The sequence below is a fragment of the Huintestinicola sp. genome (genome assembly GCF_050874005.1).
Classification (GTDB): domain Bacteria; phylum Bacillota; class Clostridia; order Oscillospirales; family Ruminococcaceae; genus Huintestinicola.
The window spans coordinates 1-23135 of the sequence record NZ_JBNMJV010000039.1 but is presented as its reverse complement, the minus strand read 5'-3'; the positions used below and the strand labels follow the sequence as shown (position 1 = coordinate 23135).

Genomic DNA, 23135 nt, shown 5'->3' with positions numbered 1-23135 from the left:
TAATTGATAACTTGATTCTCATTGCCGGTCATCTCACTGTTCACGCTCGTAAGCTCCGTCTTGCTCTTGGAAGATGCAATGCTTGGATTCAGACCTTCTTAAGACTTTCGGCAGCGTTTTGAGTTTTGCGGAATCAGGTTGTAATCAAAGCAGACATTTCCGTCAATGACTTTTTCCGAAAAGTGAAAGTTGTCAAAACCGTTGTCCTTTTCCGTAAGCTCAATATCATGAGTTGCCGCAATACATAGGCTGGGCGAGCTGTGCATATATTCGAGAACACTTTCAGATGCGGCAATTCTTTCGGTGGTGTTGGTTCCCTTAAGTATCTCGTCAATGAAGCATATACAAGGCTCAGCCTTGCCCTTTTCGGTCACACGCCGCATTGACTTCAGCTCAGCCATAAAATAACTGTCACCATCACTTATATTGTCAGACACCGCCATTGATGTAATGACCTTGCACGGTTTCAGCGAAAATCTTTCAGCTGTACATATGCCTATTGCTTGTGCAAATATCGCATTGAGTGCCAGAGCTTTAATAAAAGATGATTTTCCCGAGGCATTTGCACCGGTAAGAAGTATGTCATTGCAAATGTCGGCATCATTGGAAACAGGGTCAGCTATAAGCGGGTGGACCATACCAACTGTATGAATCTCGTTTTTTTCTGTGAAATCAGGATAACACCATACGGAAAGATTTTCACGGTAATTCAGCACAGCGCAGGCACTGTCGATAATTCCCACAGTCTTGTAAATGTACTCCACATCGCTAAGATGTTCCGATATAAGCTTTCTTGCTTTGCAATATGCATAAACTTCAGACTGAATACAGGCTTTGAAAATATCTGCAATTACTTCAGAAGCTTCACCAACACCGAACGAAGGCATTTGCCGGATATAATTTTTCAAAGGAGAAAGCCTTCTGCAGACCTTCCTCATTTCTGGAAAAACAGCTGCTATTCTTTCAATTCCCGATAAGCTTTCCCCTGTCTGTATCTGCATAGCAATATATTTTGCTGCTCCCATACAGGTGAACAGCTTTTTGCGTGCTGTGTAAAATTTTATCAGGTTGAGCGCCGCAGCACATACAAACAGGACAGATGACACAGCAGATACTGCTGAGATCCCCAATGCGGCTGAAATGATAGCTATTATTAAAAATATAATTGTGGATACAGGGTACAGAATATACTGTGTCCTTTCCTTAAATTCATCAAGCGGCTTTCCGCATACAATATCCGCAGCGCCATTATAGATTATGATACTGAGATCATAAAGCTCTGTACAGATATCAAGGCGAGTCTTCGGATCGTCAGCCATAATACTGCACAGCTCACTTATCTTTTCCCGTACATCGGCATCACAGAAATGCAGCTGACTGTAAAGATACTCTTCTCCAACAGATGTCATACAGGTGTCTATTTTGCTGAACACCTTGTCAAAGTCCAGATCATTCATTGTAATATCATCAACATACTCTTCACAGCTTTGCAGCTTTGCGTTATAATAAGAAGAGATGCTGTCCTTTTCGGGTATTCTTCCGTCAGCCGCTGTGCCGATAAGCTCCTTGACAGCTTTTCTGTCGAGATTTTTTTCATAAGCTTTCATCAATGTGATGACCACAACCGAAAGTATAATAATGACAATAACATAAATGATAATTATGAGATCATCAGGCATTTTACACACTCCGTAAGTTTTAATGTCAATATTATACCATATACAGTACAGATGTCAAGTCAAAAAATTCGATTTGTTTCCGATAAGAAGAACACTTCCGCCGATATCCGTAAGAGCCGGATCTGTCGCTGCACCCTGTAAGCACAGTAACAGACATAATCCCTGCTAAAAAAGCGATATAATTATCTTATCTTTTCTCATATTATTCTCCAATTTTATCTGTGAAGTCCCGTAAGCATTTCAACCACAGCAGGGTCATAATGAGAAAAGAACAGGCTCTCGCCCTCGTCAACTGCAGAAATCGCAGCCATATCCTCATCGGTCAGAAAAAATCAAATACATTGATATTTTCTTCCATACGCTCCTTGTGTGTAGACTTGGGAATAACAACAACGTCGCTCTGGAGCAGGAATCTGAGCGCTATCTGAGCAGGAGATTTTCCGTATTTTGCACCAATTTCGCACAGAACGGGATTTGTAAAGAAGTCCTTTCTGCCCTCGGCAAAGGGTCCCCAGCTTTCGTGAACAACGCCGTACTTTTTCATATATTCGTGTGCCTTTTTCTGCTGCTGATAAATATGAGTTTCAACCTGATTTACCGCAGGAGTTACCTGGGCAAAGCTGCATATATCCACAAGCCTGTCGGGATAGAAATTTGATACGCCTATTGCACGAAGTTTGCCGGCCTTGTAGGCTTCCTCCATTGCGTGGTAGGTTCCGTAATAATCGTTGAAGGGCTGATGAATAAGCATAAGGTCGATATAATCGGTTTTCAGCTTTTTAAGGGACTCGTCGATAGAATTCTTTGCCTTTTCATAGCCGCCGTTTGATATCCATATCTTTGTGGTGATGAAAAGCTCATCACGGTGCACTCCGCACTTTTGCACCGCCAAACCAACGCCTTCCTCGTTGCCGTAAGCCTGTGCTGTGTCAATTGAACGATAGCCGCAGTCAATAGCGTCCAGAACGCAGCGCTCGCACTCTTCGTTTGTTACCTGATATACGCCGTAGCCCAGCTTCGGCATTTTTACTCCGTTATTAAGTGTTACAAATTCCATTGTTTATTCCTCCATTATTTTTCTTTTATTTTTGAGCCGCCGAACACAGCGGTATTGCCCAGCTTTTCGCTGTCCTTTACCACAACGCTTGCGCCTGCTACGGCATCGGCTCCGTTAAGGTCAAATCTTCGGGAACGGAAAAATATGCAATAAGAATGTTTGAACTGCCGCTTGACTGTTCGGAAGACGGTACGCTCTGCGCTGTCCGCAGCTCCCGATTGAGCTGAATTTCCGCAAGCAGATAAGGTCATACCCAAAGAAAGCGCCGTTATCACTGATAGTATTCTGCTGTGTTTCATTGCCGCCTCCTATTTAAGCAAGCCGTTTTCCGAAGGATAAGAGCTGCTCCTAAAAAAAAGATATAATCTTTTTCACAATAAACCTCCGTTAATAGCAAGCTTTGAATATTTCAAGTATTTCTTCTGCCGTCATTACCTTGTAGGAATTCGGAACGCATACGCAGGAATCGGCAATGGCTTTCAGATCGGTGCTTTCCGTTACACCGATCTCACGAAGTGTTGTGGGCAGTCCGACCTCCTTTATAAAGTCTGCCAGAGCTTCAACGCCCTCTTCGGCAAGCTGAAGCTCGTTTTTTTCCTCCGGGGATATTCCCCAGACATTGACCGCAAACCGTGCAAATTTATTCTTTCCGGCTATGCAGATATGTCGGTAATATTCGGGGTGAAGCACCGCAAGTCCCTCACCGTGATTGCAGTTCGTATATGCGCCCAGCTGATGTTCCATCATATGGCACTCAAAATCGGTTTTCTTGCCCAGCTTGATAACTCGGTTTTCTGCCATAGTTGCTTCCCACATAAGATTGCTTCTTGCCGTGTAGTCCTCGGGGTCTTTGACTGCTGTGCGCAGGTCACGGATAACTCCTCTCATAAGCGACTCCGCAATATCATCGGAAACATTCGGCTCATCGGGTTCACTGAAATATATCTCCATTATGTGCGAAAGGGTGTCAAAGGCTCCCGATACCATCTGTCGTTTCGGAACACTGTATGTATAGGTCGGGTCAAGAAGCGCCAGCACGGGATTGCATTTTGGATAATCTCTGCCTGTCTTTATTTTCAGCTCCTCATTGGTAATGACCGCACCACCGTTCATCTCGCTACCTGTTCCCGAAGCCGTTACAACAACGCAGAGAGGTACAGGTTCAAAGCCGATAATACCCGGTTTTGCCCAGAAGTCGTCCCATACGTCCCCGTCATATTTTGCCGCCAGCGAAACTGCCTTACAGCAGTCCATAACGCTGCCGCCGCCAACTGCGATTATCAGGTCAATGTCATTTTCCTTTGCCAGTTCCGCTCCCTCAAGTACCTTACTGTATGTGGGATTTGGCATTATTCCCGAAAATTCGGTGACGATCTTGCCGCAGTCACGGAGAATAGCCGTTATCTCATCGTAAATGCCGTTCTTTTTGATTGAACCTCCGCCATATGCAAGCATAATATTTTTTTCGTAATTCTTTAAGAAGCAGGGCAGATACCCCTTAACGCAGCCTTTGCCGAAAATGGTCTTTGTCTTGTTTTCAAAAATAAAATTGTTCATTTTAATTTCCTCCGTTATCGTACACCTTCATAAAGATCCTCTTGCATTTATTCCGGTATTATGGTACAATATGATTATATCAACCGATTGTAACTATCGGTCAATAGCTTTTTCCCAAAAATATCAACAAAAATATATCGAAAATTATATTGATAAACACCAAAAACGGAGGAATAAATTATGTACACAATGATGCAAGCTTGCAAAGAAACAAATCTGACCTATCAGACTTTAAAATTTTATTGCAACGAAGGACTTGTTCCCAACGTAAAACGGGATAAAAACAACAAGCGTATTTTTGACGAACGAGATATTGCGTGGATAAAAAGCCTTATGTGTCTGAAAAACTGCGGTATGAGCATTAAGGAGATGAAGGAATATCTTGAGCTTTGTCTTCAAGGGGCTTCTTCAATAAACCGGCGCAAAGAGATACTTGAAATAAAAAGAAAAGAGCTGTTAAACCGTATCAAGGAGCTTAATACCGCCATTTCATATATTGATGAAAAACAGAGGTTTTATGATGATGTGCAGTCGGGCAGAAAAGCATATTGCAGCAATTTGATCCCCGTTGATAAATATTAACGCTATATATTCTTTGATCGTAATTAAATCGAGAGCTCTTGTGAAGCCTCGATTTTTTTGAATAATATAAAAACTCACAAGTAAGTCATTGACTATGAGTCAATGAACAGATATAATAATGTCAAAACATATGGGAGGCGCATTTTGAGGGAAAAAGACAGATAGCTGCAATGCAGACAAGGACGAAAGTCATATTGGCAGCCGAAAAACTGATAGCAGAGCACGGTTTTGAAAATGTAACTATCTGTGGATAATTTTATCACACAGAACGATTTTACAGGAAAGACGGTCATTCCCTTCTGCACCTCCGCAAACTCGGGACTTGGTCAGAGCGGCGAGCTTCAACGTGATATGGCAGGAACGGGAAACCGGCTTGAGGGTCAGCGTTTCCGTGAAAATCCTTCAGAAGAGGATATGAAAGACCGGTTCGAGGGTCTCGGTCTGTAATATGACAAGGAGGACAAAATGTCAAAGAGCTCAAAAATTAAAATTATAGCTGATATTGGAATGACTGTCCTCCTGCTCATTTTGATGGCATATGAGATGGTGGGACGGCAGGCACACAAATGGCTCGGTGTCGGCATTTTTGCCCTGTTTGCCGCTCATCACATTCTAAACGCCGAATGGAGCAAAAGCATTTTTAAGGGCAGATATACCGCTTTCCGAATTTTTCAGACCGTGCTTATCATTTTGGCTTTTCTGTCAATGCTCGGCAGTAAGCGGCATTTTCCTTTCGGAATATGGTAGGCTCATCGCAAAGCATCAGCTTGGGATTTTTCACAAACGCACGTGCAATGTCACATCTCTGCTTCTGACCGCCCGAAAGCTGAGCGGGGAACTTGTCCTTAAGAAAGGTATCTGCACACCCGGATATTTTCCCTTACGGTCAGATTTGGCACAAGATTATAGAACTATTTATTACAGCTGCTTTTTTTTAATATATAAGTACACCTTTTTGGTGTAAAATATAAAGCCGTACAGAAGTTAATTTCGTGTAAAACCTAAAATTGTATTATCTTTTCAAAACATCTTCATTGTAAAGCAGCCGAAAAAATACTGTAATTCCTTTGAAAAGTCTATTGACAGATATTTTTTCCGGTGGTAATATGTTTTTGGAATTTACTAAGGAGGATTTTATATGAAAAAGATGAGACTTTTAGCCTGTGCAGCAGCTGCCGCAGTCTGCTGTTCTGTTTTGCCGCAGTTTACCGTATTTGCAGAGGACGATGACATGGGGATCGTCATTCTTCACACCAATGATGTTCATTGCGGCATCAACGCAGATGATGATACCTTTGGATATGCTGACCTTGCCGCATATCGTGCAAAGCTTGAAGCAGAGGGCTACAAGACCCTGCTTGTGGACGCAGGCGATTCCGTGCAGGGTGATGTTATCGGCACATTGTCGGACGGAAGCTTTCCGCTTCAGATAATGAACAAGCTTGGATACGATATTGCTGTTCCGGGAAACCACGAATTTGATTACGGAATGGATAACTTTTTCAGCATTAAGGACTCGGCTGAATTTCCGTATTTGTCAGCCAATTTCACCGACCTTACCACCGGAGACACAGTTCTTGACAGTTATAAAATTATCGAAACGAACGGCGTAAAGATAGGCTTTGTAGGAATATCAACTCCGGAAACTATCACAAAATCCACGCCTGCATTCTTTAAAAATGAAAGCGGAGAATATATTTACGGCTTCTGCTCCGGTGATAACGGAAACGAGCTTTACAGCGCTGTTCAGACAGCTGTTGACGCAGCTTCGGCTGATGGTGCGGATTTTATCGTAGCAGTAGGTCATCTCGGAACAGATGCACAAAGCTCTCCCTGGACATCTAAGGAAGTTATATCCAACGTCAGCGGTATTGATGTTTTCATTGACGGACACTCCCACAGCGTTATCGACGGTGAAACGGTCACAGATAAAGACGGCGAAAGCGTGCTGCTTGCCTCGGCGGGAACTAAGCTTGCTGATATTGGTACAGTAACTATAACCGATCACGGCATTTCTTCAAAGCTTATCTCAAAAAGTGATTATACCGTTTCGGAAGACACTTCATCTGCCGAATATGCAGCATATACCGAAACAGACGACTTCGTAAAGAGCATAGAATCGGAATATTCCGAGCTTGCAGATACGGTAGTTGCAAAAACTGATGTTGATCTCGTTATAAACAAACCGGGTACCGATGAAAGAATAATCAGAAATTCGGAAACCAATCTTGGCGACCTCTGCGCAGACGCTTACCGTTCTCTCCTCGGTGCAGATATAGCATTTGTGAACGGCGGCGGAATAAGAGCAAATATTGAAAAGGGCGACATCACCTATGCGGAGATCATTGCGGTACACCCCTTCGGAAATTCCGCTTGTCTTATTGAAGTATCGGGTCAGCAGATACTTGACGCTCTTGAGCTTGGCGCTGCAAACACTCCCGAGGAATCAGGCGGATTTTTGCAGGTATCGGGTCTCACCTATGAGATACACACATATATCCCCTCTTCTGTCGTACTGACTGACAACAAGGAATTTGTCAAGGTTGACGGCGAGTACAGGGTGAAAAATGTAATGGTGGGCGGCGAGCCTCTTGACCTGAACAAGACTTATACTCTTGCTTCACATAACTATATGCTCAAGGACGGCGGTGACGGATACACGATGTTTGGCGGCTGCAATATCCTCAAAGATGAAGTTATGATAGACAATCAGGTGCTTATCACATACATCACCGAAAGTCTCGGCGGAAATGTGGGTTCCGAATATGCCGAGCCTTACGGTCAGGGACGTATCACAGTAATTGACAGCGCAAATTCTGCATCTTCCGAAACCGATAATACAACAACCGCTCCCAAGACAGGAAATGCGGGCGCAGAGGTAATATTTGCAGTAATGTCAATTTCTGCGGCTCTCGCATATACTTCAAGAAAGAAAAATCAGTAACTCTCCCATAAAACACCTCAGACCCTTGCGGAACGATACGCTCTGCAGGGGTCTGTGATTTACCTGAAATTTACGATATTTTTTCGACAATGAGATAGCAGGAGCAGGTTGTTTGTGTTATGATAATTATGTAAATTTTATTGGTTACAGATATTTTTGAGGTGAGAGCATTGAAAAGAAAAAAGCGAAAATATATTCTGCTGATCATTGCAGCATTTATTTTACCCTTTTCAATTGCTTTTTTGTATTCATCAATTGAGGAATTATTTTTTTACGGAAAAGCACAGGCTACAATAATATCGGTGAATACCGAAGAACGTGAGGGCGGAACAAGCGGTGACACCTACTATTACACGGAAAGTGAGCTCAAATGCAGTTATACTGTAGGAAATTTTGAGTACAGAAAAAGATTTGAAATAAAGTCAGATTATTCGGGGTGGAAAGGAAAAACTATAACTATCTTGTATAATAAGGAAAACCCATATGAATGTGTTATGGAATCCCAAAGCGTAAAAGCTTTTCTGTACAGTATAATTTTCACAGCAGGCAGTATTTGTTACATTGTTTTTGACATCAAGAGATGGGTCAATATCCGAAAGGAAGAAAATGAGAGCATATTACAAGCTCCTTTTTCCGATTCCGATATGCAGCAGTATACCGCACAAAGAAAAAAACAAAAGAGAATAAATATTATTCTGATAATTGCTTCGATACTGGGTCTGGTACTGTTTGTGTTTGATATTCCTTTGATTGTCTATACGATTGCAAGGAATGTAGATTATCGGTCGTGTAACAATATATGATATGATAGAAAAAAATTCGGAGGAATAATTATGCCGTCCACTTATGCACATTACAGATTCGGCAGAGAAGTTTTATCAAAACTCCCGGAAGAGATACGAGAAATTATACTGAAAGAACAGGATCTGTTCAATACAGGACTTCACGGTCCCGACCTGCTGTTTTATTATCACCCGCTAACAAATAATCCCGTAAACAGTAAAGGCTATGGTATCCATTCGGAGGCAGGTATAAATTTCTTTCGTCCTGCCGCAAAGGAGATCGTGCGCAGAAGCTTTTCGCCTGCTTATCTTGCTTATATTTACGGCGTTATATGTCATTTTTCCCTTGACAGGGAATGTCACGGATATATTGATAAAAAAATTGCCGAAAGCGGAGTAAGTCATTCAGAAATTGAGGTCGAATTTGACCGTCGGCTTATGATCTATGATGGGATAGATCCTATCACACATATACTGACGGAGCATATCCACCCGGACAAACGCTCCGCAAGGGTGATAAGCAGATTTTATAACGGAGTATCTCCCGAATGTATTTACCGCTCGATGAAATCCTTTGTATTTTATAATCGTCTGCTGCTGGCACCTTATCCGATCAAAAGGCAAATTATTTACGGTATACTGCGTATCAGCGGACATTATAAAGAAATGCACGGGCTTATCGTGAATTACAAGGCTGAACCGAAATGCAAAGACAGCAACAAGGAGCTTGCTCTCAGATACGGAAGTGCTATGAAAAAAGCGGTTATGCTTATCGGAGAATTTGAGGAAAGCGCAAAGGGAACAAAGCCGTGGAACGAACTGTATAACTAATGAAGCGTTACATTATCATCACTCATATTATCCGTAAATGCTCGTGTTCCATTGATTTTCAGAGATACAGCATAAATATTTTCTCTTCGCTTAACGCATTTCAGAATACCGTTCTTTTTTACGATCCTGTATATAAGTAACACAGTAGGAATGATGAACACAAGAACCGAAAAAGCTATTAAACCAACTGCATTTATGCCATTCATATCGGTGATAACAACTACAGCAAAAAATGCTGCTGCAAACAGATAAAGTATTATGATCAAAGCTAAGGGCGGATCGTCCGTTTTAACAACAGTTCTGCGTAAAGCCCGATAAAAATCATCGCTGCCTCCAAGCGTATTGTCCAAATGGGATAAATAATCAAAATTCCTGCATAGACCGCTATTGTGATACTGAATATTGCCACCGCTTATAAAGCGTTTTTGTTCATTCGCATCAATTTTTCTGAAAAAAGATGAACCTGTATTATCCATTATTCTGCTCCTTCAAAACTCACATATTAAGTTTTTTGCGGCATCAAATGCCGGCTTGGAACGTTCACATTCATCGGGATCGCTCCGTACAGTTATATTTATGGTCATTATAATGCTTCTGTGTAAAATACGCTATCGCTGATGTGTAAAATCTTTGAAAAATGAACTAAGCTTTTTATTATCATCAATTTTACATAAATGCGATAGCAGATTTTACAAAGATATATATAATTATATTATATAGTGTCATCAAAAAATCAAATGACAGGATCTGGGAATTTGAATATGAAAAAAGCTGCATACTTGCTTTTCGGAATGCTTATGATCATAATAACTATGACTGCCTGCGGCAAAAGCGAGGAGGAAAAACAGATAATCGGAACTTGGAGGTATGAATCATCATATGTTTCCATTCTCACATTTAATGAGGATATGACCTGCACCGAAACTGTAACAGCTTCAGTCAATTCTATTGATGTTGAAAATACAAGAAACGGAACATACGAGATAAACAATGGAACCCTTATAATTTACTTTGACGGTCAACCGGATCATCTTGCCAATTTTAAATTCGAAGATGACAAAATGATATGGGCAAATATTTTTGATGATGTTATTTATATAAGGGAAAGCTGAACACTTCTAAAAAACGGAATAAGAAAAATAATCACATTTATAAGAACAAACATAAATTCGATTTTTCTCAAGGTCACAGGGATCGACAGAAGCAAGCAGGCGCTTATTCACATTCACAGCTCGGTTCATTCTGCGGATGAAATGAGTACATTGTCAGCGGAGATAGGTAAATTTTTACCTATCGCAAGAATTATCGGCTGTTCCACGCCCTGCATTATACTTGACAGCAAGATCATTTTCGAGTCCTGCCTTGTATCTGTTACTGCCTTTGACATATGAGAGGTTGAGTCCTTATATCGGACTTGTGATAAACGTAAAGGGAACAGGAAGTTTTTATCTTATTGTATAACAAAAAGGGGTATCGTATGGATAGGATGATAAGTGACAATCATATCTCAGACATAACTGAAAAGCCGGAACTGTATCAGATGAACAATGCGCCTGTAAATCCAAGCCTTGAGAAATATATCTTCAAAGGAAAGACCTGCACAATAGACGACAGGCTTTATAATGCATTCTGCGCAAGCACGAGCAAAACAGCAAGTCTTAGTGATACATTTTCCGTCATATTAAAAGTGTTTGGAATATTAACGCTTGCTTCGGTGTTTATCCCGATAATCGGCATCGTTATTCTCATTATACAGATGATATACGATCCGGACAACAGCTCCCCTGCAGCCTTACTTATCCCTATATTTATAGCATTAGGAACCGTTGCGGGAGGACTGGCGCTGATGAAAGTATCCTCAAAAATGGACGAGCAGCGCAGAGCATACGGTGAAGCAATAAACAACGTAAAACCATGATTTACAGAGTGCTATATGTACAAACGCCGTCAGATACTCCGATATGCTTATGAAGGCGTTGATTCAACGGAGTACAGATACTTTATTGATCTGAAGGATTTTTATGTTGAGCTTCCCAACCCGTCAGAAAAATGGGAACGTGCCGAATATGTCTACGCAGTTATAATAAATTTTAACGGCAAAGATATGTTTTTTCTGTTTAATGATGTGGAGTGAAAAGCGAGGAGGGAGCGGATGAATTTTGCAAGTAAAAGCGGACCGGAAGTAGTATATATAGGTAGTTCCTGCCTTTCGTCAGTATAATGGCTCCAAAGCAGAACCCTGTCTCAGAAAATACATTATGAACGGTGAGACTTGTGCATTTGACGTGGTACTCACGAAATCCTTTTTTCGTTTCTGATGTCTCCTCAATAATTTTATTCTCCAAATTTTCACCTTGCTTTCCTTGAGTTAGTATTATGTTGTTTCTGATCAGACTACATTGACAGCAGTCTTCTTTCCATTAGAATTTCATTAAATGTATTAAAACTTCTTTACAGATATTGACTGTATAAATGATATGAAGTATAATATTAAAGCAAATTATACAACATATCAAAGGGGATATTTATGAAGAAGCTTACAAAAACTTTTACAATATGCGGTGCAGTTTTTGCAGTTATATCATTGTTTCTGACAGCTGCATCCACTCTGCTCTTCTATGTACCCGTGCAGATAATGATCGCAGCGGCGGCTTTATCATTTATCAGTCTTGCAGGTGCTGCTGTTACCTCTGAAAAGAAAAAAATTCCCGTCATCAGATTATCAGTCACAGCCGCTCTGCTGTCCATTGGAATTATTTTCGGATATTTCTGCAATCCATATGCGAATTCCGTTTCACTCCGTTCAAGCGGATCTACAATGAATGCAAAGGACATAATATCAAAGGAAGATGCCGAGGCTGACATAAAAGAAGCATATTCATATCTGCAAAAAGTTCACCCGATGTTCAAGGCTTCTGTTCCTCAGGAAGCAGAATCAGCATACAAGAATGCTCTTTCATCTATCCCTGCTGACGGACTGACCTGTGCTGAACTAAGAAGAAATATAGAAAATATTCTTTCCACTCTCGGCGACGCTCACACATCTGTGGGAGCACGTCCCGCCGAAGAACGGTATCCTATAGACTATGCTGAATTGGTAAAAGGCAGAGATTTACGGATAACAGAGATAAACGGAGAATCTTTACAATCTTTTTTTGACACTCACAAGGATCTATTCTCATATGAAGCAGAAAGCTGGGCTATGGAGCAGCTTTTGAACGATCTTATTTCAGACACAGGTCTTGAATATCTCGGACTTGGCACCGATGTTACGCTGACATATGAAAACGAAAATGAGCGTGTTGAACGCCACTATACCGATACGGATTTCATATCATATACCGAATATATGGAGCGAAACGCCATCTACTATGACCGGAATGAAAATTTCGTACACTACGAGCTCTATCCCGACGAAAATTATGCACTTCTTACGCTTAACAGTTGTAATTACAATAATGAATACTGTGAAACTCTGAAAAATATGTTTACAGAAGTGTCACAGAAAGGCATAGAGCACGTTATCGTTGATCTCAGAAGAAACGGCGGCGGTTCAGATCAGGTAGCTTAGGAATTTATCTCCTATCTCGGAACAGACAGTTTCATAACATTAAGCTATGAACAGCGTCTTGGTTTCTTAACATTGAAAAGCAATACAGCCAAATGGAAAACAGATGAAAGGACTCCGGTATTTGATGGAGACGTAACTATACTCACCTCCACAGAATCATTCAGTTCGGCAATGCTTTTTACGCTCTACATAAAAGACAATTCTCTCGGAACAATAGTCGGAGAGATACCCGGCAATTCCGCCAACGGTTACGGAGATATAGCTACGTTCAGTCTTAAAAATTCAGGTCTTATTATGAGCGTATCTACCAAAAAATTCAGCCGTGCAATTGCTGATGCAGGAGATTACGTCATACCGGATATAGAATGCAGCAAGGACGATGCACTTGAAACAGCAATTTCTCTTTTTTCAGAATAATAATTCCCCATTTTTCATACACAGCACTCCGGACGGGTGCTGTGATTTTTTATTATTTCAGACTTGCCGGCAAATCATACTCCCCGATCTTCGACCGTTTCAGCTTATCTCACAAACAGTTTTTCATATATGCGGAGCAGTTGCGTATATGCTTTCCGATGTCCTCCAGAAATTTTCTGTTCCACTCATAATTAAAGCTCAATATGAATTCATACAGATAATCTTCCCGTATCAGTCCGCAAAACATTTTCAGAGTAATGTCCATAAAAGGCTTGATTCCCGTATGCCGCCAGAAACCGCAAAAACGTCATAACAGCATTTCTGTCACTTCGCAATATTCGGGAATTTGCAGAGCTTTCGTCCTGAGTTCCACCTTGTCTACAAAAAGCAGATCTTTTTCCGATGTGGGATCTCGGGTGAAAATATAATATCAGTCCTCAAAGTCAATATCGGATAACGGCGGGTTTCATATCCTTCTTTCTAAGCTCATTCATCAAAGGAAGTAAAAGAAATTGTCTCATATTCCGCTGTCAGGGGCATTTTGCTGTCATCGAAGGCGTTCAGCCAGCCGTCCACTCCTGTGCCGCACCAGGCATTCATCATTATCTTGCCGGGGGTAACGGGGATATTCTCATCTGCCATATAGACTTCCGCTCCGTCCACAAACCACACAATTTTATCCTTGTGCCATTCAAAGGCATAATCGTGAAAATCCTCCGAAGCGTCAAAGCCAAGGTCATAAAGATACTCGTGATTGCCCTTGCTGTCGGTAAAATAGTTAAACTGCACCTTTGTTGTGTCCTTGCCCAGAATTTCAATGTCTATCTCGTCCCAGGGGTTGTTGTCGGAAGGGCCTGTGTATGTAAAGAATGATGAAACAACGCCGTCATTTTTTATGGCTTTCATTCTTACCTCGTATCTGCCATATCCGTAAAAATTCTTTGAACGATACTCTCCGCCGGAATAAGGAACGCTGCCGTCCTTCTTGTCCTTGTCGATGATAAGCTGCATTCTGCCGTTTTCAAAGGTGCAGTTTTCCTTTCGCCAGGTCACATTGAACATACTGCCGTTGCACCAGCCGTCGGCACATTCAAAAAATCCAGAAGCACCGTTTTTGAAGCTGACAGCGGAAATATCCCCCGCTGCCTCTGTAACCGCTGCTGTCTCAGAAACGGCAGGTGCTTCGTGAGACGATGTGCAGGAGCAGAATATCGCTCCGCAGGATATCAGAGCGGCAGTAAAATAAAGTATATTTTTTCTTTTCATAATTCTGACGACCCTTTCTGCAAGATTTATTATACTTTAATTATACCTGATTACAGATCAAATTATATCATATATTTGCATATTATATCATTATTTTGCACCATTATGCCTGATATCTCCCCAGTTATCACGGAAATATTTCTTTCTGAATTCGTTTGGAGTCATTCCCGTATATTTTCTGAAAACGCTGATAAAATGGCTGTGAGATGTAAATGCAAGATAATTTCCGATATCAACGGGAGAATAATCTGAGTATTTCAGCATATTCTGCGCAGTCTCAACACGCTTTACCGCTATATATGTGCATATGGTCACTCCCACTTCCTTCTTGAAAAGGCGGGAAATATATGAGGGACTGAGAGAAACATATTCCGCAATATCCGTTTCGGAGATTTTCGAGTGAAGATTATCGTAGATATAATCCATTGTCATAATCACAGGCTTTGAATACACATTCCCGTGTGCAAGCCTATTCATCTGACGGGTAAATTCAAGAACAGCCTCTCTGTGCAGAGCGTGGATATCATTTTCACAGGCGCATTTATCCGCTTTCAGAATGTACAGGTCGCTGAGCGTGTAAGCAGTCTCCATCTCCATTCCGCCCTCAACGCAGAAACGGGTTATAAGAGCTATTGTAACAATAAAATGATATTTGAGATTTCTCAGGGGGTCGTGAGAAAGGACTCCCGCTCCGCTGCTGCCCAAAGGGGTCATCAGCCGCTCCACGCCGTCGGTATCGCCGCTTTTTACGCAGTCGTAAAATTCAAATTCCTTTTCAAAAGGCGAATGTCTGAACTCATATTCCCTGTTCAGAAACGCCTTATATGTAAGTTCTTTTTCAGACTGAGACATTTTATCACCTCGCTGATATCATTATATAACATCCGGGTGAAAATTGCAACAAATTTCTGATAATAAAAGCAAAAATTTGATATTTTCCGGTAGAGAATTATGTTAAATTTAAAGTACAGTAGATCACGGCACAAAACTAAGAGGAGATGTTTTTATGAAGAATATGAAGAAGACTTTAGCATTCGTATCCGCACTTGCACTTATGGGTTCTGTGACAGCCTGCGGCGGCAGCAATGAGAGCACAGCATCAACATCTGCTGAAACCTCCCAGACCACAGAGACCACTCCCGCAAAGGAGCTGGACGAAGATGATAAGGCTGCTGTCGCAGAAATGGACATAGGTGAAGATGAAAAGCTGGAAAACGGCACAGTCAAGTGGCTTTCCTTCTGGGACTTAAATCCTGCAAACGGCAAGCCCAAATCCGTTGAGCTGGAGCTTTTTGAAACAAAGTACGGCGGCAAGATAGAGTATATCCCCACTACATATGAGACACGTTACAGCGACCTTTCCACACAGGTTCTGGGCGGAACCTCTCCCGACCTCTTCCCTGCCGCTGACCTTGACACCTTCCCCGGAAAGGCTATTGCAGGAATGTTTGAACCCTTTGACGATTATCTTGATTTTGACAGCGACCTTTGGAGCGTGGGTGCAAAGAAGCTTTCGGACGCTCATACTCTTGGCGGCAAGCACTATGTTGCAGTAGTTTCCACCGATGCGGGCTGCGTATGCATTTACAACAAGCGGACCATTGAGGAGAACGGTCTTTCCGACCCTGCGGAGCTTCTTGAGGAAGGCAATTGGACTTGGGATACATTCAAGGATATGTGCGTGGAATTTTCCGACCCCGAGAATAAAAAGTATGCATTTGACGGCTGGTGGTTTGAGATAAACTTCCTCCTCACCACAGGCAAGCCGGTTATTGATATGCAGGACGGAGTTATCACAAGCAATCTTCTAAGCCCCGAAATGGAACGTGCGGAAAACTTTATGCTTGAAATGAACAAGATGGATCTTCCTCTCCCCAAGGCTGAGTATGACTGGGTAGAGCAGCCTCAGAGAATTGCGGAGGGTAATACTCTGTTCTATCCCTGCGGCGTGTGGGCACTTTATGAAGCGGACCTTTCAAAATTCGGCGCAGAAGGTGAGATAATGTTCGTTCCTATGCCCAAGGATCCCAATGCTGACAACTATTATCTTCCTTCCGGAGTTGACGCATATGCACTCTGCAAGAGCGCACCCAATCCCGAAGGAGCTGCAGCTTTTATGAAGTGCAAGCTTATGGCTGTGGGCGATGAAAAGACTCAGGAGATCGCTGAGAAGCAGTACAGAGAGGATTACGGCTGGACTGACGAAATGATAGATATGTGGCACAAGACAAAGGAGCTTACCAATGAAAATCCCGTTATCGACTTCTATGCAGGCACTTCCTCCGATATATACGATATGGTGCATAATCCCATCAAGGACGCTTCCTACAACGGTAAGGACTGGGCTACGACCCGTGACGAGATAAGCGGTGCTGTTCAGAACGAAATTGATGCCCTGAACAAGGAGATCGAAGAGAATTTCTGATTAAAATCATTTGAGAGGTCTGTTATATGGTTAATTTTATCGGCTACAAAAAAGGAGTAAACTTAGGAGGCTGGCTCTCACAGTGCTGCCATACAAAGGAGCATTACGACAGCTTTATAACCGAGGATGATATCATCAAAATATCTTCCTGGATGGTTGACCACGTTCGTCTTCCAATTGACTATGATCTGCTTGAGGACGAAAACGGCAATTTCAAGGGAGAGGGCTTTGCATACATCGACAATGCTGTAAACTGGTGCAAAAATGCAGGACTTAATATTATCCTCGACCTCCACAAGACAGCAGGCTATTCCTTTGACAAGGGCGAGGGCGAATTGGGATTTTTTGAAAGTCCTGCTCTGCAGGAGCGCTTTATGAAGCTCTGGGAACGCATTGCAGAACGTTATGCGGTAAGCGACGGCACAATTGCATTCGAGCTTTTAAATGAGGTCACAGAACAAAGCTGCAGCGACACTTGGAACAGGCTTATAAAAAGCTGCATTGAAAGGATTCGCCGCATTGCTCCCGACAGCTATATTCTTGTTGGCGGCTACTGGCAGAACAGTCCCGACGCTGTTCCCGATCTTGAAGCGCCTTTTGATGACAAGGTTGTATATAATTTCCATTGCTATGACCCAATGAACTTTACTCATCAGGGCGCATATTGGTATGAAGGAATGGACACAAAATTCCGAATGAGCTTTGATAAGTGTGAACCGCCCGTAACACCCGAATTTTTCATTGATAGGTTCAGCCGTGCATATGAAGCTGCAAAGAAAAACGGCACCGTACTATACTGCGGAGAATACGGTGTTATCGAAAATGCCGAGCCTGCGGACGCACTTAAATGGTTCAAGACAATAAATGCCGCATTTGACAGACTTGATATTTCCCGTGCTGTCTGGAGCTACAAGGAAATGAACTTCGGTCTTGCAGATGACAGAATGGACGGCGTAAGAAGCGAGTTAATACGCTATTTATAATTACAAGCTTTAAATTCTTCCTTTTTTAACAGCAGGCTCAGTCTGTCGAAAAAGCCATTGCACAAGTCCAATAAAAACGGACAATAGAAAAACGCCCTCCTATGGTATAATAGAAATACCAAAGGAGGGCGTTGCTATGCCAAGAGAATACCAACATATAAAAAATATGAGACTGCTGAAAGGAGACATTTTTATCTCTTATATTTCGTTACCGGATCACATAATATGCGATGATAGCTATATACGGGTGAAGCCCATTGTCTGAATGTCGCTTGCCGATAACATCATCGGCAGGTTTTCTCTGCTGTTCATTAGCAGCACCTCCATATTATTTTGTTCGGCTCTTGGGATTTTTCCTTGAGCCTGCTCCCATTATATATCAAAATTTTCCGAAAACGCCGTTTTGACCTCATACTTTTTGCTTCGAGCAACTCATTAAGCCTATGCGTGCAAATATCGTTCAAATACATATAATTCCGTACTATCCGTTGACGAAACGTGCAAAACGTGATATATAAATTCTATAAAATCTTTTTAGCGGATTTCATTTGAATTTTTCCGAAAGGGGCGTATTTATTATGATAAATCTATTTGTTCTCCCCTTGACTATATTTATAATTTGGGGTATAATGGAATAAATCGGGTAGATAAACTGCTCGACATATCGGAATATGTGGAGAAGAGTATGAAATACAAAGGAACGCTTATTGTTGTTAAAGACTGCAACCGTGCACTAAAGTTTTATAGCGATATGTTTGGGCTTCAACTTCTACAAGATAATGATGGAAATATGGAACTGACGGGGCATTTGTATTTGCAGGAGTTGAGTTATTGGGAAGATTTCACGAAAAAACGCATAATCTCAAACAGCAATCAATCCGAATTATATTTTGAAGAATCCGATATAGAAAAGTTTGTTGCACGACTTGAAATGCTATACCCTGAAACCGAATATGTCAATCGACTGATGACACACAGCTGGGGGCAAAAGGTTGTCAGGTTTTATGACCCTGACGGAAATCTGATCGAAGTGGGTACTCCCGTTTAACACTTATCGACATCTTCATAGTTTGTCGGGATAAGTATTTAATAGTTATTAACAATCTAAGAAAAACACAGGAGAAAAAAAATGAAAAGATTAGTGGTTTATTATTCTCTTTCGGGCAATACCGAAGAGGCAGCAAGAAAGATAGCAGAAAAACTCAATGCCGACCTTTTGAAGTTGGAGACAAAAAAGCGTATGCCGAAATCCTTTGCGGCGCAGATACTTGTAGGCGGCGGTCAGGTTATGATGAATCGTATTCCGGAGCTTATACCCTACGAAACAAATATCGATGATTATGACGATATTGTTCTCGGCTCGCCGATATGGAACAGTAAGGGAGTACCTGCGGTCAATGCTTTTCTAAAGGACGAAAATGCAGCGAAAAAAGTTACCGCTCTCTTTTTCTTATCCGCAGGAGGAGATACAAAAAAAGGTCTCGACGCTATAACGAAAAAACTGCCGAACTTAAAGACAACGGTGTCGCTTATTGACAAAAAGCAGGAAGGCAGCCGTAACAATGATGCAAAAATCGAAGAGTTTACGGCGTCTGTCGGTAAAGGATAATTCAGAGAAATTCCCATTTATCGAGCAGATGGAAAAAGCATATAAGGAGAACTAATTATGTCAAAGATACAGAAGAATCAAAAGATTCTTATGATAAATCTTCCGTTTTCGGGACATGTTAATCCAACCTTGCCATTGGCAGAGCGACTTGTAAAAAGAGGACATTCAGTCGACTATATCTGCACCGAACAGTTCAGGCAAAAAATAGAAAACACAGGCGCATCATTCATTCCATACTCTTCTTTTCCAAAGGATCCGACAGAGAATGAAAAGAAGAAGCTCAGCTTTATGGCAGCGTTCAATACTGCCCTTGAACACAAAGGTGAATATGACATTCTTATCTACGAAATGTTCTTTTACCCTGGAATAAAGCTTGCCGAACTATTAGGAATACCTTGCATAAGGCAATTCTCACAGCCTGCCTGGTCTGATGAATCAGCAAAGGATATGTCACCGGTTTTCAGATTATCCTCCATACTTATCGACGCACAGGTAATGGGCAAAAAAGCTATCAAGGATATGAATTTGTCTTTCAAGTCAATGTCAGATGCAATAATTCACAGCAAACCTGATATGAATATCGTATATGTTCCCGAAAGCTTTCAGAAATGCCGTGAATCCTTTGATGATACTTTTTTCTATGCCGTGCCGAAACAGAACATTTCAAAATCGGACGTACATATTCCATACGAAAAGATGAAAAATCCCATTGTATATATATCTTTGGGAAGTATAATCAGCGACAAGAGCTTCTATAAAAAATGTATCAGGGCATTTGCAGATAAAGATGTTTCTGTTATATTGAATACGGGTAAAATATCTCCCGACGCTCTGGGAGCAATCCCCGACAATTTCTATGCCTATTCTTTCGTTCCTCAAATCGAAGTTCTGCAGCATACAAGTGTGTTTTTAACTCATTGCGGAATGAACAGCGTCAACGAAGCGATATGTGCAGGAGTGCCAATGGTTGCTATGCCTTTTGTCAACGATCAGATAGAAAATGCAAAGCAGATTGACAAGCTTCAGATTGGAAAGAGGATTCATTCTTTTCCAAGCAGGATAAAGGAAATAGAATCGTCTGTTTTTGAAGTGTTGAGCAATCCGATTTACAGAGATAACGTTAAGAAGCTTCAGCAAGAAATAAATCTTGGAAATTCTTGGGATGTTATTATTGACAGAATAGAGAAACTGTGTTCTAATTGAAATATGACCTAAGGAACTTTGCAAATTCCAATTTATCGGGGAGTGTGAGCAAAAACTCACGCTCCTTTTTCGCATCACTACAACCATTACACCCTTGCGTGCAAACATCGTACAAATACAGATAATTCCGTACTATCCGTTGACGAAACGTGCAAAATGTGATATAATAAATCTATAATATTTGTTTGTCGGATTTCATTTGACTTTTTCCGAAAGGGGCGTATTTGTTATGATAGATTTGTTTGAGTGCTGTGCCGACATTGCTTCTGTGGGCATTATCGTTGACTTTTCTGAGGATACGGAAACATACATTGTCGGTACTCCTGCCGATATTAAGGCTTGGACTTACGGCGGTTGTCCTCTGAAAGCTCCAAAGGGACTTATGCGGCATAGCAACAAGGCAGGCAATCTCGTAAAGGACATAAACCGCCTTATGAAGGTAAAGTATGAGCTTAACGAGATTATGGAGATAAGCGACAGGCTGTGCAATGCGGACGCACTATGTGACGGCAGCTGCAACTTAGTCCTTGAGGAGCTGTCGGAGTATTACGATATGTCCGAATACGCTAATATCGTTAAAAACTATATAATCTATTTTTTATACGGTAAATTCAAGCTCCGCCAGAGGGATTTCAATAAAAAAATCGGGTTGTCCGTAAAGGGCAACCACGATCGTGCGGAAAAATATATTGAATTGTTCAAAGCGGATAGTGAGAAAATCTTCCGTCCGTTCATTTCGGCAAGGGCAACGGATATTTTTGATATACGAACAGCTATTCGGAGCAGCAATGAGGTTTTGGACAGTTCCCTTTACAGGGTACACAATGATGACAAGAACATTAGCCTTTATGTGGCTAACGACTCTATCCTCACTCTGCTCGATATTTACTCCGATATTATGTCCGATGCAGGCAGACTTATCACCGACTGCGAAAACTGCGGACAGCTTATGATTACCAAACGTTCAAATGCTTCGCTGACCTGTGGCAGGACCACTTGCAAAAAAGAGCGGTTATACAAGGCGAACGATGATTACAAAAAACGTGCTATGGCTGATCCGATAAAAGAAACCTATTTCAATTTCGACAACAAATGCAGGAGCTACCGCAAGAAGCTCTCCGGCTATCCCGAACTTTTGGAGAAATACAACATGGCGTTTGACGAACGGCGTGAGAAAATTCGGGCTTTCAAGAGCGGTCTTACCGTCAACAGCAGCACCGATGATATTGATCGTTACAATCAGATGTGTTATGATGCTTGTCAGGATTTGCAGGAATTTTCTAAGCAGCTGAAATCCAAGAAAGCACCGAAAAGTTGATATTGCAAAATGAATTTTCCATTTCTCACAAAATCACATATATCCAACACCAACACTGTGGTCAACCCATATTTACATAGCTCTCGATGAAACAGGAAAGCAGGGAGCGGCGGCTCTCTGCGATGAAAAAATTCAGAAGCTTGCATGGGAAAAGCACGGCTTCCGAACAAGCGGCTGCGACATTTCCTCCGAGGGCGGAGAGGGAAAGGTCAAAGGAATTGCGACGCAGCTTAATGCGGTAATAAATATGCCCGATTACAAGGTGATGAAAATCATAATGGAAGAACTGGAGGATTAAGTCATGTCGGAAATAAGCTTGGCAACACTGTCAAAATCAAAAAGCATAGCTGTGGAGGAGGACACTTCTCTTGCGGTGCAGAGTGAAAACACTCAGCTTGATTTTACATCCGAAGAAAGAGCAAAAATAGCCGAAATAAAGGAAAGCATTGATCTTACCGATTCGGGAACAACGGTGCAGTTTGGCATAGGCGCACAGCGTCGGCTGACGGAATTTACCGATTCCATTTTAGATAATGTTCGCTCAAAGGACGGCGGACAGGTGGGCGATCTGCTGTCAAGTCTTGTGGTAGAGGTAAACAGTCTTGACCCATCATCATTCACCAATGACAATGGTATTTTATCAAAGCTGCCCGGGGTAAAAAATGCGGTCAAAAGTCTGAAAAAGCTGGCTGAACGGTATAACAAAGCCGAAGTGCAGATCGACAAAATAGAAGCCGCTCTTGAAAAAGCAAGAATGGATATGCTCAAGGACTGATATTGTCAATATCCCTTGACACATTTTCCACCCAAAATGCAAAATAAGTATGGAATCAGCTCTCCGAAATGGAACAAATATCCATGGAGCGTAGCGGAATGGATATTTGTTCCATTTCGGGCGTCGCCCGGTCAGG

General features: G+C 41.8%; 23 protein-coding genes and 3 pseudogenes. 18 read left to right on the top strand and 8 right to left on the bottom strand.

What is annotated here, in order from left to right:
• Window positions 1-98: 98 nt before the first annotated feature.
• From ACR0QN_RS11530 to ACR0QN_RS11515, 4 genes and pseudogenes are all read right to left on the bottom strand, one after another.
• On the bottom strand, window positions 99-1679 hold the full coding sequence (locus ACR0QN_RS11530) for a MutS-related protein (RefSeq protein WP_432651364.1): 1581 nt from the start codon (window positions 1677-1679) through the stop codon (window positions 99-101).
• A 215-nt stretch (window positions 1680-1894) separates the two neighbouring features.
• Window positions 1895-2736, bottom strand: a pseudogene (locus tag ACR0QN_RS11525) (aldo/keto reductase).
• Window positions 2737-2750: 14 nt separating this feature from the next.
• Window positions 2751-3035 carry a hypothetical protein gene (locus ACR0QN_RS11520; protein WP_432651363.1) on the bottom strand — a complete coding sequence of 95 codons (285 nt, stop codon included), beginning with the start codon at window positions 3033-3035 and terminating at the stop codon, window positions 2751-2753.
• An 88-nt stretch (window positions 3036-3123) separates the two neighbouring features.
• Entirely contained in the window at window positions 3124-4293 is a 1170-nt protein-coding gene (locus tag ACR0QN_RS11515; RefSeq protein ID WP_432651362.1) for an iron-containing alcohol dehydrogenase, read from the bottom strand.
• 180 nt (window positions 4294-4473) lie between these two features.
• Here ACR0QN_RS11515 and ACR0QN_RS11510 point away from each other — a divergent pair, with 180 nt between their 5' ends.
• From ACR0QN_RS11510 to ACR0QN_RS11500, 3 genes are all read left to right on the top strand, one after another.
• Window positions 4474-4875 (top strand): MerR family transcriptional regulator, encoded by a 402-nt coding sequence (locus tag ACR0QN_RS11510; RefSeq protein ID WP_432651361.1) that lies wholly within the window; start codon window positions 4474-4476, stop codon window positions 4873-4875.
• 246 nt (window positions 4876-5121) lie between these two features.
• Complete coding sequence (locus ACR0QN_RS11505) at window positions 5122-5322, top strand: flavodoxin (RefSeq protein ID WP_432651360.1); 201 nt, start codon at window positions 5122-5124, stop codon at window positions 5320-5322.
• A gap of 84 nt (window positions 5323-5406) precedes the next feature.
• Window positions 5407-5622, top strand: coding sequence for a hypothetical protein (locus ACR0QN_RS11500; RefSeq protein ID WP_432651359.1), 216 nt, complete (start codon window positions 5407-5409; stop codon window positions 5620-5622).
• Here ACR0QN_RS11500 and ACR0QN_RS11495 read toward each other — a convergent pair.
• Window positions 5618-5719 (bottom strand): annotated as a pseudogene (locus ACR0QN_RS11495) (ATP-binding cassette domain-containing protein); the annotation flags it as partial. The gene ACR0QN_RS11500 and the pseudogene ACR0QN_RS11495 overlap by 5 nt on opposite strands.
• 294 nt (window positions 5720-6013) lie before the next feature.
• Between ACR0QN_RS11495 and ACR0QN_RS11490 the strand changes: the two are divergent.
• The 3 genes from ACR0QN_RS11490 (at window position 6014) to ACR0QN_RS11480 (ending at window position 9432) form a co-directional block, all read left to right on the top strand.
• Window positions 6014-7819, top strand: a complete 1806-nt coding sequence (locus ACR0QN_RS11490) for a bifunctional metallophosphatase/5'-nucleotidase (RefSeq protein WP_432651358.1) — start codon at window positions 6014-6016, stop codon at window positions 7817-7819.
• A gap of 170 nt (window positions 7820-7989) precedes the next feature.
• Window positions 7990-8622, top strand: a complete 633-nt coding sequence (locus ACR0QN_RS11485) for a DUF3592 domain-containing protein (protein WP_432651357.1) — start codon at window positions 7990-7992, stop codon at window positions 8620-8622.
• Between the two features lie 30 nt (window positions 8623-8652).
• Window positions 8653-9432, top strand: a complete 780-nt coding sequence (locus tag ACR0QN_RS11480) for a zinc dependent phospholipase C family protein (RefSeq protein WP_432651356.1) — start codon at window positions 8653-8655, stop codon at window positions 9430-9432.
• Here the strand turns inward: ACR0QN_RS11480 and ACR0QN_RS11475 are convergent.
• Window positions 9429-9908, bottom strand: a complete 480-nt coding sequence (locus ACR0QN_RS11475) for a hypothetical protein (RefSeq protein WP_432651355.1) — start codon at window positions 9906-9908, stop codon at window positions 9429-9431. The two genes, ACR0QN_RS11480 and ACR0QN_RS11475, sit on opposite strands and share 4 nt — an antisense overlap.
• A gap of 315 nt (window positions 9909-10223) precedes the next feature.
• Here ACR0QN_RS11475 and ACR0QN_RS11470 point away from each other — a divergent pair, with 315 nt between their 5' ends.
• From ACR0QN_RS11470 to ACR0QN_RS11450, 5 genes and pseudogenes are all read left to right on the top strand, one after another.
• On the top strand, window positions 10224-10544 hold the full coding sequence (locus tag ACR0QN_RS11470) for a lipocalin family protein (RefSeq protein ID WP_432651354.1): 321 nt from the start codon (window positions 10224-10226) through the stop codon (window positions 10542-10544).
• Window positions 10545-10685: 141 nt separating this feature from the next.
• Entirely contained in the window at window positions 10686-10823 is a 138-nt protein-coding gene (locus ACR0QN_RS11465; RefSeq protein WP_432651353.1) for a hypothetical protein, read from the top strand.
• An 86-nt stretch (window positions 10824-10909) separates the two neighbouring features.
• On the top strand, window positions 10910-11350 hold the full coding sequence (locus tag ACR0QN_RS11460; protein ID WP_432651352.1) for a hypothetical protein: 441 nt from the start codon (window positions 10910-10912) through the stop codon (window positions 11348-11350).
• A 15-nt stretch (window positions 11351-11365) separates the two neighbouring features.
• A complete protein-coding gene (locus ACR0QN_RS11455) occupies window positions 11366-11566 on the top strand; it encodes a hypothetical protein (protein WP_432651351.1) in 201 nt (66 codons plus the stop codon).
• Between the two features lie 393 nt (window positions 11567-11959).
• Window positions 11960-13420, top strand: a pseudogene (locus tag ACR0QN_RS11450) (S41 family peptidase).
• 486 nt (window positions 13421-13906) lie between these two features.
• On the opposite strand, the gene bglS reads toward ACR0QN_RS11450, so the two are convergent.
• Window positions 13907-14686 (bottom strand): beta-glucanase, encoded by a 780-nt coding sequence (bglS, locus tag ACR0QN_RS11445; RefSeq protein WP_432651350.1) that lies wholly within the window; start codon window positions 14684-14686, stop codon window positions 13907-13909.
• A 90-nt stretch (window positions 14687-14776) separates the two neighbouring features.
• A complete protein-coding gene (locus ACR0QN_RS11440; RefSeq protein WP_432651349.1) occupies window positions 14777-15538 on the bottom strand; it encodes a helix-turn-helix domain-containing protein in 762 nt (253 codons plus the stop codon).
• 154 nt (window positions 15539-15692) lie between these two features.
• Here ACR0QN_RS11440 and ACR0QN_RS11435 point away from each other — a divergent pair, with 154 nt between their 5' ends.
• From ACR0QN_RS11435 to ACR0QN_RS11405, 7 genes are all read left to right on the top strand, one after another.
• Window positions 15693-17111: an ABC transporter substrate-binding protein gene (locus tag ACR0QN_RS11435; RefSeq protein ID WP_432651348.1), complete on the top strand. Its 1419-nt coding sequence runs from the start codon at window positions 15693-15695 to the stop codon at window positions 17109-17111.
• A gap of 26 nt (window positions 17112-17137) precedes the next feature.
• Window positions 17138-18094, top strand: coding sequence for a glycoside hydrolase family 5 protein (locus tag ACR0QN_RS11430; protein WP_432651347.1), 957 nt, complete (start codon window positions 17138-17140; stop codon window positions 18092-18094).
• Between the two features lie 685 nt (window positions 18095-18779).
• Window positions 18780-19142 carry a VOC family protein gene (locus tag ACR0QN_RS11425; RefSeq protein ID WP_432651346.1) on the top strand — a complete coding sequence of 121 codons (363 nt, stop codon included), beginning with the start codon at window positions 18780-18782 and terminating at the stop codon, window positions 19140-19142.
• 81 nt (window positions 19143-19223) lie between these two features.
• Complete coding sequence (locus ACR0QN_RS11420; protein WP_432651345.1) at window positions 19224-19703, top strand: flavodoxin family protein; 480 nt, start codon at window positions 19224-19226, stop codon at window positions 19701-19703.
• 57 nt (window positions 19704-19760) lie between these two features.
• Entirely contained in the window at window positions 19761-20906 is a 1146-nt protein-coding gene (locus tag ACR0QN_RS11415; protein WP_432651344.1) for a nucleotide disphospho-sugar-binding domain-containing protein, read from the top strand.
• A gap of 229 nt (window positions 20907-21135) precedes the next feature.
• Complete coding sequence (locus ACR0QN_RS11410; RefSeq protein ID WP_432651343.1) at window positions 21136-22224, top strand: hypothetical protein; 1089 nt, start codon at window positions 21136-21138, stop codon at window positions 22222-22224.
• Window positions 22225-22525: 301 nt separating this feature from the next.
• Window positions 22526-22999 (top strand): toxic anion resistance protein, encoded by a 474-nt coding sequence (locus tag ACR0QN_RS11405; RefSeq protein WP_432651342.1) that lies wholly within the window; start codon window positions 22526-22528, stop codon window positions 22997-22999.
• Window positions 23000-23135: the final 136 nt, after the last annotated feature.

What these genes read in the sequence shown, in the direction of transcription:
- ACR0QN_RS11475 (WP_432651355.1), bottom strand. Translation starts at nt 9,908, where the DNA reads ATGGATAATACAGGTTCATCTTTTTTCAGAAAAATTGATGCGAATGAA.
- ACR0QN_RS11480 (WP_432651356.1), top strand. Translation starts at nt 8,653, where the DNA reads ATGCCGTCCACTTATGCACATTACAGATTCGGCAGAGAAGTTTTATCA.
- ACR0QN_RS11415 (WP_432651344.1), top strand. Translation starts at nt 19,761, where the DNA reads ATGTCAAAGATACAGAAGAATCAAAAGATTCTTATGATAAATCTTCCG.
- ACR0QN_RS11470 (WP_432651354.1), top strand. Translation starts at nt 10,224, where the DNA reads ATGCTTATGATCATAATAACTATGACTGCCTGCGGCAAAAGCGAGGAG.
- ACR0QN_RS11455 (WP_432651351.1), top strand. Translation starts at nt 11,366, where the DNA reads ATGTACAAACGCCGTCAGATACTCCGATATGCTTATGAAGGCGTTGAT.
- ACR0QN_RS11515 (WP_432651362.1), bottom strand. Translation starts at nt 4,293, where the DNA reads ATGAACAATTTTATTTTTGAAAACAAGACAAAGACCATTTTCGGCAAA.
- ACR0QN_RS11460 (WP_432651352.1), top strand. Translation starts at nt 10,910, where the DNA reads ATGGATAGGATGATAAGTGACAATCATATCTCAGACATAACTGAAAAG.
- ACR0QN_RS11490 (WP_432651358.1), top strand. Translation starts at nt 6,014, where the DNA reads ATGAAAAAGATGAGACTTTTAGCCTGTGCAGCAGCTGCCGCAGTCTGC.
- ACR0QN_RS11420 (WP_432651345.1), top strand. Translation starts at nt 19,224, where the DNA reads ATGAAAAGATTAGTGGTTTATTATTCTCTTTCGGGCAATACCGAAGAG.
- ACR0QN_RS11405 (WP_432651342.1), top strand. Translation starts at nt 22,526, where the DNA reads ATGTCGGAAATAAGCTTGGCAACACTGTCAAAATCAAAAAGCATAGCT.
- bglS (WP_432651350.1), bottom strand. Translation starts at nt 14,686, where the DNA reads ATGAAAAGAAAAAATATACTTTATTTTACTGCCGCTCTGATATCCTGC.
- ACR0QN_RS11520 (WP_432651363.1), bottom strand. Translation starts at nt 3,035, where the DNA reads ATGAAACACAGCAGAATACTATCAGTGATAACGGCGCTTTCTTTGGGT.
- ACR0QN_RS11410 (WP_432651343.1), top strand. Translation starts at nt 21,136, where the DNA reads ATGATAGATTTGTTTGAGTGCTGTGCCGACATTGCTTCTGTGGGCATT.
- ACR0QN_RS11435 (WP_432651348.1), top strand. Translation starts at nt 15,693, where the DNA reads ATGAAGAATATGAAGAAGACTTTAGCATTCGTATCCGCACTTGCACTT.
- ACR0QN_RS11500 (WP_432651359.1), top strand. Translation starts at nt 5,407, where the DNA reads ATGGCATATGAGATGGTGGGACGGCAGGCACACAAATGGCTCGGTGTC.
- ACR0QN_RS11430 (WP_432651347.1), top strand. Translation starts at nt 17,138, where the DNA reads ATGGTTAATTTTATCGGCTACAAAAAAGGAGTAAACTTAGGAGGCTGG.
- ACR0QN_RS11510 (WP_432651361.1), top strand. Translation starts at nt 4,474, where the DNA reads ATGTACACAATGATGCAAGCTTGCAAAGAAACAAATCTGACCTATCAG.
- ACR0QN_RS11425 (WP_432651346.1), top strand. Translation starts at nt 18,780, where the DNA reads ATGAAATACAAAGGAACGCTTATTGTTGTTAAAGACTGCAACCGTGCA.
- ACR0QN_RS11530 (WP_432651364.1), bottom strand. Translation starts at nt 1,679, where the DNA reads ATGCCTGATGATCTCATAATTATCATTTATGTTATTGTCATTATTATA.
- ACR0QN_RS11465 (WP_432651353.1), top strand. Translation starts at nt 10,686, where the DNA reads ATGAGTACATTGTCAGCGGAGATAGGTAAATTTTTACCTATCGCAAGA.
- ACR0QN_RS11440 (WP_432651349.1), bottom strand. Translation starts at nt 15,538, where the DNA reads ATGTCTCAGTCTGAAAAAGAACTTACATATAAGGCGTTTCTGAACAGG.